Origin of the sequence: Sphingomonas sp., from assembly GCF_031361285.1 — a bacterium.
In the GTDB taxonomy this organism is placed as follows: Bacteria; Pseudomonadota; Alphaproteobacteria; order Sphingomonadales; family Sphingomonadaceae; genus Sphingomicrobium.
On record NZ_JANMCO010000123.1, the window covers coordinates 1 to 12,939 of the forward strand.

Annotated in this window: 13 protein-coding genes; all 13 read left to right on the forward strand. The window is 62.1% G+C overall.

What is annotated here, in order from left to right; genetic code table 11:
- Window positions 1–825 (forward strand): Flp pilus assembly protein CpaB (gene cpaB / locus RMO25_RS10600; RefSeq protein ID WP_309662569.1); only part of this gene is annotated, 825 nt, incomplete at its 5' end.
- A gap of 1 nt (window position 826) precedes the next feature.
- Window positions 827–2,347 (forward strand): type II and III secretion system protein family protein, encoded by a 1,521-nt coding sequence (locus RMO25_RS10605; protein ID WP_309662570.1) that lies wholly within the window; start codon window positions 827–829, stop codon window positions 2,345–2,347.
- Window positions 2,337–2,633 carry a hypothetical protein gene (locus RMO25_RS10610; protein WP_309662571.1) on the forward strand — a complete coding sequence of 99 codons (297 nt, stop codon included), beginning with the start codon at window positions 2,337–2,339 and terminating at the stop codon, window positions 2,631–2,633. Before RMO25_RS10605 ends, RMO25_RS10610 begins: the two co-directional genes overlap by 11 nt.
- 12 nt (window positions 2,634–2,645) lie before the next feature.
- Window positions 2,646–4,205, forward strand: a complete 1,560-nt coding sequence (locus RMO25_RS10615; protein WP_309662572.1) for a pilus assembly protein TadG-related protein — start codon at window positions 2,646–2,648, stop codon at window positions 4,203–4,205.
- Window positions 4,202–4,720: a pilus assembly protein gene (locus RMO25_RS10620; RefSeq protein ID WP_309662573.1), complete on the forward strand. Its 519-nt coding sequence runs from the start codon at window positions 4,202–4,204 to the stop codon at window positions 4,718–4,720. The genes RMO25_RS10615 and RMO25_RS10620 overlap by 4 nt, the downstream gene beginning before the upstream one ends.
- Entirely contained in the window at window positions 4,720–5,334 is a 615-nt protein-coding gene (locus tag RMO25_RS10625) for a TadE/TadG family type IV pilus assembly protein (protein ID WP_309662574.1), read from the forward strand. The genes RMO25_RS10620 and RMO25_RS10625 overlap by 1 nt, the downstream gene beginning before the upstream one ends.
- A gap of 372 nt (window positions 5,335–5,706) precedes the next feature.
- Window positions 5,707–6,849: a pilus assembly protein CpaE gene (locus RMO25_RS10630; protein WP_309662575.1), complete on the forward strand. Its 1,143-nt coding sequence runs from the start codon at window positions 5,707–5,709 to the stop codon at window positions 6,847–6,849.
- Between the two features lie 2 nt (window positions 6,850–6,851).
- Entirely contained in the window at window positions 6,852–8,240 is a 1,389-nt protein-coding gene (locus RMO25_RS10635; protein WP_309662576.1) for a CpaF family protein, read from the forward strand.
- Window positions 8,241–8,407: 167 nt separating this feature from the next.
- A complete protein-coding gene (locus RMO25_RS10640) occupies window positions 8,408–9,238 on the forward strand; it encodes a type II secretion system F family protein (protein ID WP_309662577.1) in 831 nt (276 codons plus the stop codon).
- A gap of 4 nt (window positions 9,239–9,242) precedes the next feature.
- The gene (locus tag RMO25_RS10645) at window positions 9,243–10,220 is read left to right on the forward strand and encodes a type II secretion system F family protein (protein WP_309662578.1); all 978 of its coding nucleotides are present in this window, start codon (window positions 9,243–9,245) and stop codon (window positions 10,218–10,220) included.
- Window position 10,221: 1 nt separating this feature from the next.
- Window positions 10,222–11,586, forward strand: a complete 1,365-nt coding sequence (locus RMO25_RS10650) for a LytR C-terminal domain-containing protein (RefSeq protein ID WP_309662579.1) — start codon at window positions 10,222–10,224, stop codon at window positions 11,584–11,586.
- Window positions 11,586–12,401, forward strand: a complete 816-nt coding sequence (locus tag RMO25_RS10655) for a tetratricopeptide repeat protein (RefSeq protein ID WP_309662580.1) — start codon at window positions 11,586–11,588, stop codon at window positions 12,399–12,401. Before RMO25_RS10650 ends, RMO25_RS10655 begins: the two co-directional genes overlap by 1 nt.
- Complete coding sequence (locus RMO25_RS10660; protein ID WP_309662581.1) at window positions 12,398–12,886, forward strand: prepilin peptidase; 489 nt, start codon at window positions 12,398–12,400, stop codon at window positions 12,884–12,886. Before RMO25_RS10655 ends, RMO25_RS10660 begins: the two co-directional genes overlap by 4 nt.
- Window positions 12,887–12,939: the final 53 nt, after the last annotated feature.

A 12,939-nucleotide genomic window follows, 5' to 3' on the forward strand; every position in this document is an offset into this window, starting at 1 on the left:
ACCCCCGACAAGATCCGCTTCGCCGATTACCCGATCGCCAGCGTGCCGCCAGGCAGCTTCCGCAGCCTCGCCGAGCTGCTGCCCGCGGGCAAGCGCCGGGTCGCGTTGCGGCCAATGCTGGTCAACGAACCAATCCTCGCCAGCAAGATTAGCGGCGAAGGCCAGGGCGCGTCGGTCGCGTCGCTGCTACCCGACGGCATGCGCGCCGCCGCCGTTCGCCTCAACGACGTGTCCGGGGTCGCCGGCTTCGTCCAGCCCAATGATTCCGTCGATGTCCTGATTACCCACCAGGCGCCGGGTGGCGACGCCCAGCTGACCGATGTTCTGCTGCAGAACATCCGCGTCATTGCCACCGATCAGGACGCCAAGGGCGCCGACGGCAAGCCGGTCCTGGCCAAGACCGCGACGCTCGAGGTCAATCCGATCGACGCCCAGAAACTCGCGCTCGGCCAGCAGGTCGGCCAGCTGAGCCTGGTGCTGCGCAAGCCCGGTGAAGATCAGAACGGCCCGACCGCCCGGACGGTCAGCCTCGCCGACCTGCGCTTCAGCCTGTACGGCGGCGGGACCGGCGGGCGCTATCCGCAGACGACGATGGCGAGCCGGGCGACCGGTGGCGGTTTGGACGGAGCGATGGCGGGCGCGATGTATGGCGCGGCGGATCGCATCAATGCCGCCAACAACCAGGGCGCGCGACGCCCAGCGCCGCGGCGCACGGCGCCGGCCAAACCGACCGGGCCGGTGTTCCGACAGCCGCCAACCAACAGCATCCAGGTCATTCGGGGGACCGAGGGCAGCAATTACGAGGTGGGGAACTATGGCTCGTAACATGTACGGCAGGCTCGCGCTTAGCGTTGCGGCCCTGGCCCTGGCGAGCGCGGCCGCGCCCGCCGCCGCCCAATCGAGCGGGATCAGCGTCGCCGACGAAGTGCACGCTGGCGAAGTCGCGGTGCCGGTCAACAAAAGCCAGGTAATCCGGTCGGATCGGCCCTACGCCAAGGCGCTGATCGGCAATCCCGACATCGCCGACATCCTGCCGCTGACCAACCAGTCGCTGTACGTGCTCGGCAAGAAAATGGGGACGACCAGCCTGACCCTCTATGATCGCAGCAATATATTGCTGGCGGTGGTCGATGTGGTGGTGGGTCCGGACGTCACCTCGCTCAAGCGCCAGCTGTCGGAATTGATGCCGACCGATGATGTTGGGGCCCGGATTTCGAACGATTCCATCGTTCTCGAAGGCATCGTCGCTAACGCCCCGGCGGCGGACCGCGCGGTGCAGATCGCCGAAACCTACGCCCCGGGCAAGGTCGTCAATTTGCTGTCGATCGGCTCGGCCCAGCAAGTCATGCTCGAAGTCCGCTTTTCCGAAGTGAAGCGTTCGGCACTGAAACAGCTGGGTGTCAGCTGGTTCTTAGGCAGTGACGGCGGCGCGCTCAAGGGTGCGATCGGCGGCGGCGCCAGCCTGTCGCCCGGCGTGCCGATTACATCCACCATCGGTGGCGTGACGACAACGGTTCCCGGGAAATCCGTCCTCGCTCTGGGTTCGATCACCAATAGTTTCGGCATCGTTTCGCGCGCATTCCGGGCGCTGGGCACGAACTTTGATGTCACGCTCGACGCGCTCGAGCGCAAGGGCGCGATCACGACGCTGGCCGAGCCGACCCTCGTCGCGCTGTCCGGCGAAACCGCCAGCTTCCTCGCCGGCGGCGAATTCCCGGTGCCGGTGGTGCAAAATTCCGGCGGCGGTGGCGGCAGCGGTGGCGGCAACAATGGCGCCTTCACGGTCGAATGGAAACCGTTCGGCGTCAGCCTGGCGTTCACACCAACGGTCCTGGCCGACGGCGTCATCAATTTGGTCGTCGCGCCGGAAGTCAGCTCGATCGACCCAACCGCCTCGATCGTCATCAACAATTTGACCATTCCTGGGTTGCAGACACGGCGCGCCAAAACCACCATTGAGCTCCGCGATGGCGAAAGCTTTGCGCTGGCCGGCCTGTTGCGCCGCGATTTCCAGGACACCATTCGCCAGCTGCCATTCCTCGGCTCGCTGCCGATCATCGGCACGTTGTTCCGCTCGACCAACTTCCAGAAGGAAGAGACCGAGCTGGTGATCATCGTCACCCCGCACCTAGTGCGGCCGGTGCGATCCGCAAACCTGCGCGCGCCGACCGACCGCGTCGGGCCGCCCAACGAAGCCGACCTGTTCCTCAACGGACGCACCGATACCGGCGTGCCGCCGTCGTCGGCGCCATTCGTCACCCAGCCGCGCGCACCTGCGCCCGGTCCGGGCGGCAGCGCGCAACGCCAGCCGATCGGATTTGAGAAGGATTATGGCCATGAGCTCTAAGTTGCTGATCGCCACGCCGCTGGTAGCAATACTATTGAGTGGTTGCCTGACGAACATGAACCAGAACCCGATTTCACCCGATCCATCGTTCGGCGAATCGACGAAGTATAATGCCGCGGTCCAAGTCATCGATCCGGATCCGGTCTATGCCGCTAACGGCTCTCAGCCCGGAGACAGCGGCGCCAAGGGCGCGGCGGCTGTCAAACGGTATCGGACAGACGCGGTTAAGCAGGTCGAGGTCATGAGTACCTCCTCGAGCGCCGGCGGCTCCTCCGGTCCACGATAAGGAAGATGGGCGATGAAGCGGTCGGTAAGGAGCCTATCCCAGAACACTGAGGGTGCTGTCGCCGCCACGGTCGGACTCTCGCTCTTCGCGCTGGTTGCCGTCGGCGGGATCGCCTTTGACTATGCCCGCCTGGCCGGCCTCGACACCGAGCTGCAAAATGCCGCTGACCAGGCTGCTCTTGCCGCGGCGAGCCAATTGGATGGGGAGTCTGGGTCCTGTGGTCGGGCTGTCGAGGCGGCACGTTCGCTTTTGAACAATCAAACGTTGTTCGCCAATGATGCCGGCGGTCTGGGCGTAACCGTCGCCGCCTCGGCTGTGTGCGTGTCAGACACTGTGATTCAGGATGACTCCGCTGCCAGCGTTCGTTTCTTTCAAGATAAAGCAGGCGCGGTGCCTGCCACAACCAACGGAGAAGCGAAATTCGTTGAGGTCACGGTCAATAGCCGGAAGGCCAATTTTGCCCTGACCCCGGTCGTTGGAGCGCTAACTTCCGGAGACTTGAGCGCCAAGGCCCGGGCCGGTCTCGGTACGGCGTTATGCAAGGTTCCGCCGCTGATGATCTGCCCTCCCACTGGCGCGGCAGTCGATTGGGACACACTGAAGGGGCACGGAATCAGGGCAGTTTCGAATAGCGGGTCCAACTGGGCACCGGGTGATTTCGGCTATGTTGGTCCCTCGGATTCCAATTCGACTCAGATTGGCCTGGCATTCCAGAACCCAGTTTTCCAATGCCAGCTGATCGGCAGTACGCAACCAGTCAGCTCGGGCGCGCCGACGCCTGCCATCGTCGCGATCAACACGCGGTTCGATATTTACGATATGAGTGGCGGCGGTGGAGTTGCCCTCGCCCCCTGCCTGGGCAGTGCCTGCCCGCCAGCGCTCAACGTCACCAAGGATCTCGTCCGGCAGACTGGCGGCGGTCAGTGCGGTATCAAGAACGGCCACGCCAACAACATTAACAACGAGGGTTGGCACCTGATTGCCACTGCGGCGAACCGTTTTTCGCCACGGGTAAAGAATGCGGCTGACACAGCGATGACACAGATCGATGCGAACGGTGTAATTGACGCTATGGGCCTCCCCCGAGACGATTGCCATTATACCAGCTATGGCTCGTCATGTGGAACCAATAGCCGTTTCGGCGATGGCGTTTGGGCCCGAGGCGACTATTTCAATAAATATCATAGCGGCCGCATCCCTGCCAATGCCGCGACGATGACCCGGTATGAAACCTATTTGTGGGAAATTGCGAACGGCTATTTCCCGACAGGGGCGGCAGGGGTCGATAATCAGCAAGCTCGCCCAGTGTGCAACACCACCGTGCCCGATCCGTCGCGCGACCGCCGCGTACTCCAAGTCGCGGTCGGCTCGAACTGCGGCGACCTTCGTGGGACATCGACCCCGGTCCAGGTCGGCAGCTATGTCAACATGTTCCTGGTTGAACCCGGGACAACGGGGCGCGGTAATGGCGATAGCGGGAACGAGATCTATCTTGAGGTCATCGGGAGCGTGGACCCCGGCGGGGCCGCACCGCAGCTTGTGCGCCGCGACGTGCCTTATCTTGTGAGATGACAAAATTGCGTGCCAGAGTTTGGTCGGATCGACGCGGCGCCGCGGCTGCCGAGATGGCCTTGGTCACGCCGCTGCTTGTCATTCTCATGTTTGGCTCCCTCGAGATCGGGAAGTTTTTTTGGGACGAAAATGTGGTGGTCAAAGCCGCGCGCGACGGTGCCCGCTATGCATCGCGCCAGAGTTTTGCTTCCATGCCCTGCGGCGGCCCCGCGACAAATGAAAATCAAATCAAGAATGTCGTAAGATTCGGGAAACCCGTTGTGACGGTCGCTGACCTGCCCTTGCTATATTATTGGACAAACCCGGCCACAATAACCGTTACAATTGACTGTTATGCCAATGCCGGTGTGAATGGCGCGCGTGTTTATGACGGCCTGTATACTGCTCGTGCAACTGTACCGCGGGTATTTGTGACGGCGTCCGTACCTTATAGCCCTCTAGTTGGCGCGATCGGGTTTCAGAGCACTGGCTTGTCCCTCAACGCGACAAGCCAAGCGACGGTTTTTGGCTTGTGATGGCGCGTTTCGCTATCTTCGCCCGAAACGACGAGGGGGCCTCTGCGGTCGAGTTCGCGATGGTTCTGCCATTGCTGCTGCTATTCCTGTTGGGCACCATTGATGTGGGTCGGTACATGTGGACCCTTAATCGGGCCGAAAAAGCCACCCAAATGGGCGTCCGATACGCTATTGTCAGCGATCCTGTCGCAAACGTCATTAACACTGATTTCGTCAGTAGTTACAGCATTCCCGGAGGCGACGCGGTGCCCACCGCCACATTCGATAGCGCCGTCTGTAACAACACAGGTAGTTGCACCGTAACCGGGGCCGCAAGCGGCGTATCCGGGCGAAACGCAGCCGCATTCCAATACATCGTGACCTGGATGCAGAACATGTATCCGGAAATTCAGTCGTCAAATGTTTGGGTGACTTACCAAAATGTCGGTCTGGGCTATTCCGGCGATCCGACAGGCCCCGACGTGTCCCCGCTAACGACAGTCGAACTCAGGAATTTGACGTTTAAGCCGCTGATTCTGTTTGGCGGAACAATAAATCTGCCAGTTGTCAAAGCATCTCTGACGCTCGAGGATGGCGAATGCTCGACCACCGGAGACTGCGGAAGTTCGAATTAGGAAGGCGCCATGTTTGATCAACGAAACTTCAACGACACGATTGCGCGCCCATCCGCGAAAGCAAAAGCGTCGTTCCCGGTGGCGTTTCAAGCGATTGAACTTCCATCGCCCCGCAGGTCACCAGTGCTGCGTGGACGCCGGCGGACGGATCCGGAACCGTGGCGAACTGGGATGATCGATTTGCCAAACCCGTATCGTCCCGAAGTGGCACCGGTGGGAATGGTCCGGTTGACTGACATGGCATTTCAGTCACTTACGAGAACGCTTGGGCCAAGCTCGAGCACGGTAAGTGAAACGAGGAACGGGTAAGCGGGAATGTCTGTGATCAATCCTAACGAAACCGGGAAGAGTTGGCGTACCCACCGGCGTGAGGTGGCCGTCCATTTGTATTTGACCGGTGCGCACGGCGATGCCGCCGAACTGGTCGGCGCGCGCATCGCGGGTTTCCCGCTGGCGCTCAGCCTGCTGGCCGAGACGGACTGGATCGATCCCGAAGACGTGGCGCTTGCCGCGGCCGCGGTCATTCAAGTCGATCGCGACTCCCCCGCGTCCGTCAAGCGCTTTCAGAAACTTGCCGCGGCGACAAAGACCCCGCTGATCGCCGCGGCCTTTGAACCGCCGCTTGCGTTCGTTCGATCGCTGGTACGAGCCGGCGCCCACGATGTTGTGCCGTTGCCGCTCGATGTCGAGGATCTGGAGGCCTCGCTGGCCCCCATCCGGGACGCGCTTGCCATCGAAAGTCATGCGAGGGCTGCGATCGGCAAGCAGGTCAGCGTGATCAAGAGTGTCGGGGGCGTCGGCGCAACCGCATTACTCAGCCAACTTGCCATCCAATTCGCGCAGAAGGAGGCGGTCGCCGGGCGCGAAGTGTGCTTGCTCGATCTGGACGTCCAGTTCGGCGATGCCGCCTTCCAGCTTGGTCTGCGGCCGAAGCTGTCACTCAGCGACTTGCTGGATGCCGGTTCGCGGCTCGACGGGGACCTGCTCCGCGCAACCACCGTCGTCCATCCGAGCGGCTTGCATGTCATTTCGTCGCCAACCGACATGATGCCGCTTGAAGCTCTTTCCAGCGAGCAGCTGATCGACATCGTTGACCTCGCGGCCCGCGAGTTTGGCACGGTCTTCGTCGAACTGCCGACCAATTGGACGAATTGGTCACTATCGGTTCTGGCGAGATCAGACCTGGTACTCTTGATCACCGAGCTCAGCGTGACCAGCCTCAACCGCTCGCGCCGGCAGCTCGACTTGATTGCCAGCCAGGATCTCGCTGCATTGGATTTGCGCATTGTCGTCAACCGCTTTGAGAAGGGCCTTTTTAAATCGATCAAGCCGGCGGACGTGCGTCAGGCACTTGGACGCGACGTCGGTTATACGATTGCCAATGACCATGCCGTGATGTCCGCGGCGGTCGAACAAGGGGTGCCGATCAGCGCCATCAAGCGGAGAAGCAGCGTCGGCAAGGATATCGAATCGCTCGACGCCGGTATCGCTGCTGCGCTCGGGCTGGATCGCTAACCATGTGGCAAGTTAAAAAATCCGCGCGAGGCGCAACGCGAGAGACCACGGCCCCGCGCACGCTCGAAGAGCATCGGCTGGTCACGACGGGAGATGCCGGGGCCTTCGCCAAGCGTGACACTCACACTGACCTCAAGGTGGAGTTGCACCAGCGCTTGCTCGACCTGATCAACCTGTCGGCGCTCGACAAAATGTCCCGCGAACAGATTCAGGCGGAAGTTGGCGACATCGTCCACGAAGAGCTGACGAAGCAGAATCAGGCGCTCAACCAGGCGGAACGCAAGCAACTGGTCGGCGACGTCCTCGACGAGCTCCTCGGCCTTGGACCGTTGGAGCCGTTGCTCAAAGATCCGACCATCACCGACATCCTGGTCAACGGGCACGCTCACGTCTTCGTCGAACGCTACGGCGTCCTCGAGCCGACCCCGGTGCGGTTCAAGGACGAGCGGCACTTGCTGCGCATCATCCAGAAGATTGTTTCCGCGGTTGGCCGCAGGATCGACGAATCGGCACCGATGGTCGATGCCAGACTGGCCGACGGAAGCCGGGTCAACGCGGTCGTTCCGCCATTGTCGATTGACGGCTCACTGCTGTCGATCCGCAAGTTCGCGCGCGTACCGATTAGCATGGACCGTCTGATCGAAATTGGCAGCGTGCCCGCGCAAGTAGCCGAAGTGCTGCAGGCGGTTGTCGGGTCCCGGCGCAATGTGCTCATTTCGGGGGGCACCGGCTCCGGTAAGACGACGATGCTGAATGCGATGTCGGCGTTTATCGACGGGCGCGAGCGCATCGTGACAATCGAGGATTCAGCGGAACTTCAGCTGCAGCAGCGGCACGTCGTGCGCCTGGAAACGCGCCCGCCCAATATCGAAGGGAAGGGCGAGATTCTGCAGCGCGACCTGGTCAAGAACGCGCTGCGCATGCGGCCCGATCGGATTATCGTCGGCGAAGTTCGCGCCGGCGAAGCGTTCGACATGCTGCAAGCGATGAACACGGGCCATGACGGGTCCATGACGACGGTCCACGCCAATACCGCGCGCGATGCGCTGTCACGCGTCGAGCAAATGATCGGCATGAGCGGCATCGACATTCCGCCGCGGTCGGCGCGTGCGCAAATCGCATCGGCGGTCAACGTCGTGATCCAGGTCGGCCGCCTCGCCGACGGACGGCGCAAGTTGCTCAGCCTGTCCGAGTTGACCGGGATGGAAGGCGATGTGGTGACGATGCAGGATATCTTCCGCTATCGGCAAACCGGCGTTTCCGCCGACGGCCAGATTCTGGGGCGCTTCGAGGCGACTGGCATTCGCCCCCGCTTCCTCGATCATGTCGAAACGCACGGACTGACGCTGTCGTCCGAGCTATTCCGGCCCGACTCAAAGTTCGAGCAATGAGCGATAGCTGGCTCAAGGCCCTCATCCTCGCCTGCATCTTTGGGGCGGTCGTGTTAGCCATTGAGTCGATCGTCGGCTGGCTCGCGAGCAGCCGGTCCGAAGGCAAAGCGATCAATCTGAGGCTCAAGTTGATCGGCCAGGGCCGTACGCACGGCGAGGCGCTCAACTTGCTGCGCCGCGCCGACAGCGATCTGCCGACATGGCTCCCGCCAATCCTCGCCGGAACGGCCGGCAAGTTTGAGCGCATGCTGATGGCCGCTCAAATTACCATGCCGACCGGACGTTTGATGCTGTTCGTTCTGCTTGGCCCAATCGTCCTCTTCTTCGTGATCTTGATGATCATGGCGGCGACAGGTGTGCCGATTGCCTTTGGCCGTCTGTTTTTGATCGCAACGTTCAGCGGGCTATTGGGCGCGGCCATTCCGCTCATGGTGTTGCAGTTCAAAGCCAACCGGACGCGCAAGAAGATGCAGGAACAGTTTCCTGTCGCGGTTGATGTATTCGTGCGTGGCTTGCGCGCCGGGCACCCGATTGCCGCCGCCTTAGACCTGTTGACCGAGGAAATGGCCGATCCCATCGGCAGTCAGTTCGGCATTGTCGTCGACGAAGTGACCTACGGTGCAGATCTTCGCGATGCGTTGCAGGCGATGGCCAATCGCTGGGACCTCGATGATATGCGCATGTTCGTCGTTTCGCTTTCGGTGCAAAACGAGACGGGGGGAAACCTCGCAGAAATTCTCGAAAATCTCTCGACGGTAATCCGCGAAAGAGCATCGATGATGATGAAGGTTCGGGCCTTGTCGAGCGAAGGGCGAATGACCGCGATCATGTTGACGGGCTTGCCGATTTTCGCCTTCACCACGCTATTCATAGCCAATCCGGCCTTTTATCTCGATGTTTCGGACGATCCCGCCTTCCTGCCCGGATTCATCGGACTGATCCTACTCTACATCATCGGTTTCGTGAGTATCCGGCGCTTGGTCGATTTGAAGGTATAGCGATATGTTTGGGCTGATAGCCGAGAATGCCTTCCTGAGAAGGCTGCTGTTGTTAGCTCTTTTCGCTTTGGTTGCGGCGATCGTCTATTTCGTTGCAACTGGTGTCGCCGTAAGGCAGCTGGCGCGTCGCCGCCTGGTTGAAGACGGGCCTCAAGTGGCGGTGGCACGAAGTGCCGGCACATTGCGCACCGACCAATCCCAAAGCACCTGGCTGAAGCTGGTTAACGCCATCGAGAAGTCGGGCCTGTCGCTGGTCGACACGAAGGACAAGGCGCTGCGGCAGCGGTTGATCGCGGCCGGTTATACCGCACCCTATGGGCCGCGGCTGTATACGCTGACGCGGATTGGACTGGTTGTGGTGTTGCCGGTCATGTTGCTCGGGCTCTACCGGGTGATGGGCTCATCGCCGAGCCTGACGAAACTTTACATCACTTTGTCCATTGCCGCCGCGCTTGGCCTCTACCTCCCCAGCATCTTCATTCGCGCTCGCGCCGACCGCCGCCAGCGCGAGATCATCAACGGATTTCCTGATGCGCTCGATCTGATGCTCGTCTGCGTCGAGGCAGGCCTCGGCCTGGAAGCGGCGTTCGCCCGCGTCGGCCAGGAAATGACGAATTCGCATCCCCGCCTCGCCGAACAGCTGGGCGCGGTGGTGCTGGAATTGCGCGCCGGCCGCAGTCGCGAGGATGCTTTGCGACGGATGGCCGACCGTGCTGGCGCGGACGAGATCCGCGCCTTCGCCACGCTGCTGATTCAATCAACCAAGCTCGGCTCGTCAGTCGCGCAGACGATGCGAATCTATGCTACAGAAATGCGCGAGCGTCGCCGCATGCGGGCCGAAGAAAAGGCCCATCGGCTGCCGGTACTGCTTTCCATTCCGCTGGTTGCTTGCATGTTGCCGGTAATGATCGGCGTATTGATGCTGCCAGCGGCGATCCGCGTGATTCGGCAGGTCATGCCGGCGCTTAATGGGGGAGGATAAAATGAACCGGGGGGGCAAAATCATTGGCACGGCGGCGATGCTTTCAGTCGCTGCCTGCGGTGGTCAACAAGGCAAGCTTGAAATCCGCCCGATCAAGGCGCCGTTGGCTGCCGGTTCCAAGGCAGTGCCATTCCGGATCGCCGAAGCACGGGGACAACTCGCCCTGGGCAATGTCGCGCTGGCGCTTGAAGCTTTCCGCATGGCGTTGCGCGAAGATCCTGAAAGCATCGACGCCATGGCCGGCGTCGGCGCTTGTTATGATCAGATGGCGCGTTTCGACCTTTCCCGACGCAATTACGAAGCCGCGTTGGCGATTGCGCCCGGCAACACGCAAGTGCTGACCGCCCTCGCCGGTTCCCTGGACATGCAAGGCCGCGCAATCGAAGCCGCTTCGGTGCGCCAGGAAGTCAAAGACCGAATTGCGCTCGCCGCGCAGGATTCCGCGCCACCGCCGGTGCCAGCCACGGTTTTGGCCACAGCGCCCGCGCCAATTGTGCCAGTTGGTCCGGCAATCCGCCCGGTCCCTGCCCCGCAATTTGCCGCGGCAAGCCAGCCAATCCCGACACCTGCGGTGCCGACGGTTCCAGCCCGGGTCGTTCAGGTTGCCGCAATAGCCAAAATCACACCGGTGATACCGGCGGCCAAGCCGGCGATCGGTCGTTCAGTGACGGTCATTCTACCGCCGGCGCGACCAATGGCCGCCGCGCCGATGCCTGTGTCAACTGCGAAACCGTCAACAGCGGTTGCCATGGTTCCGGCTCAGGTCGAACGCGCAACTTTGCAACCGGTCGCTGCCGTCGAAACCGCGGCAAAATCGTCGCCGTCCAATAAGGTGACACAGCCCTTGCCGGCGGCGATACCGGTGCAGGTCGCGGTCGAAAGCGCCGTGATCAAGGCCCGCGTCGAACGCGACATGGCGAAACTCAACGAGAGGGTGACGTCTGGCCCGAGGATTGAGCGCCTGTCGCTACGGGAGGTTGAGCTGGTTACCGCCACCGCGCCGCAGTGGCACGCGCTGACGGTTGGTCGCACCCAGCGGAGCGCGACCGTCAGGTTCATTCCGCTTCGTCAGGCTGCATTGCGTCCCGCCGGCGTGCGCGTTCTGAATGCCGCCCGGGTTGATCGGCTGGCCGCGCGCACCCGCATATATTTGGCGGATCGCGGCTGGCGCGCGGTCTCGATTGGCGATGCGCCGGCGGTCCGGATGCGCAGCATAATTCTATATCCGGCCAACCGACGCCGCGTCGCAGAGCGGCTTTCCGTGCAATTCGGATTTGCCATTGCACAGCGCGCCGGCGCCCGTCAGGTGACGATTTTGCTCGGCCGTGACGCGGCGCGCGACTCCGCGCTCCGGGCAAGGACCTGATGCCGCTATTGCTGTTGGCAGCGGCGGTGGTTGCCGTAATTTCTCCGCCGCCTGCCGTGCCTTTGAACGAAGCCGCGCACGCCATTGAGGCCGGACGGCTTGACCAGGCGCGGATCATGATCGGCGACGCGGTCAAGGCCGGTGCGACGGGCGACGCGATCGACCGACTACTCGCCGATCTCGATTTTGAGTCGGGCGACTTTCAATCCGCGCTCGTCCGTTATGGACTGCTGCTCGGCAAACACAGCGGGGACCTGGGGTTGGCTGAGCATGCCGGGATTGCCGCGGTCCACACTGGCGACATAGCTCGCGCCGCGATCCTGCTGGAACGGGCGACGACCTCACCCACCGCGTCCTGGCGGGCGTGGAATGCCCGGGGCGTCGCAGCTGACTTCCGCAGCGATTGGACCGTCGCGGACCTGTCCTATTCCAAGGCGCTGGCGCTGAATCCCGGTCGCGCCGAGACCGTCAATAATCTAGGATGGTCGTTATTGTTGCGCGGTCGCTGGGCGGAAGCTGCCGAGCAACTTGAGAAAGCGGCGACGCTCGATCCAAAGAACGCCCGGATCGCCAACAACCTTGATCTTGCGCAAGCCGCAGCGACCCAGGACCTGCCGCAAAGACGGACGGCCGAAAACGACAGTGACTGGTCGGCGCGGCTCAACGACGCGGGCGTAATGGCCCGGTTTCGCGGCGACCAGAAGCGCGCGATTGCCGCGTTCGCGCAGGCCATTGAAGCGCGTAGCCAATGGTACGAACGCGCCGCGAACAATCTGGCGCTGTCGCAAGCCGGTAGCGCGCCGACCGCGCAATGAGATTAGCCGCCGAGGCGCCACTGTGGCTGGCCCTGATCTTAGCGTTGCTGCTCGTCGCCGCGGCGATCGAAGATGCCGTGCGATTGCGCATCTCGAACATCATTTGCATCCTGATCCTCGGCGCGGCTTTCGTCGCCATTGCCGTCGCTGGGCCACAATCTGCATTGTGGCAGAACATCGTCGTGTTCGGCGCGCTATTAGGCATGGGAACATTGCTTTTCGCATCGGGAAAGCTGGGCGGCGGCGACGTCAAATTGCTCGCGTCGGCCGGGCTTTGGTTTGATATCCGAAGCGGCGTCGTGATGCTGACTTCGGTATTGCTCGCCGGTGGCGTGCTCGCACTGGTGATCCTGGGACTGCGCATGTTCAACTGGAGCGACGCCGCAATTGCTCGCGTTCGGTTGCTCAAGCCGAAGGGCGGCATACCTTATGGCGTGGCAATCGCGTCCGGCGTCCTGTTGGCGACCGCCATGCTGCGCGGGTGACACCCCCTTCTCAAGTTGCGTAAATTATCGCGGGTGGCCTTTGGAATCCCGCC

What these genes read in the sequence shown, in the direction of transcription:
- RMO25_RS10605 (WP_309662570.1), top strand. Translation starts at nt 827, where the DNA reads ATGTACGGCAGGCTCGCGCTTAGCGTTGCGGCCCTGGCCCTGGCGAGC.
- RMO25_RS10610 (WP_309662571.1), top strand. Translation starts at nt 2,337, where the DNA reads ATGAGCTCTAAGTTGCTGATCGCCACGCCGCTGGTAGCAATACTATTG.
- RMO25_RS10615 (WP_309662572.1), top strand. Translation starts at nt 2,646, where the DNA reads ATGAAGCGGTCGGTAAGGAGCCTATCCCAGAACACTGAGGGTGCTGTC.
- RMO25_RS10620 (WP_309662573.1), top strand. Translation starts at nt 4,202, where the DNA reads ATGACAAAATTGCGTGCCAGAGTTTGGTCGGATCGACGCGGCGCCGCG.
- RMO25_RS10625 (WP_309662574.1), top strand. Translation starts at nt 4,720, where the DNA reads ATGGCGCGTTTCGCTATCTTCGCCCGAAACGACGAGGGGGCCTCTGCG.
- RMO25_RS10635 (WP_309662576.1), top strand. Translation starts at nt 6,852, where the DNA reads ATGTGGCAAGTTAAAAAATCCGCGCGAGGCGCAACGCGAGAGACCACG.
- RMO25_RS10645 (WP_309662578.1), top strand. Translation starts at nt 9,243, where the DNA reads ATGTTTGGGCTGATAGCCGAGAATGCCTTCCTGAGAAGGCTGCTGTTG.
- RMO25_RS10650 (WP_309662579.1), top strand. Translation starts at nt 10,222, where the DNA reads ATGAACCGGGGGGGCAAAATCATTGGCACGGCGGCGATGCTTTCAGTC.
- RMO25_RS10655 (WP_309662580.1), top strand. Translation starts at nt 11,586, where the DNA reads ATGCCGCTATTGCTGTTGGCAGCGGCGGTGGTTGCCGTAATTTCTCCG.
- RMO25_RS10660 (WP_309662581.1), top strand. Translation starts at nt 12,398, where the DNA reads ATGAGATTAGCCGCCGAGGCGCCACTGTGGCTGGCCCTGATCTTAGCG.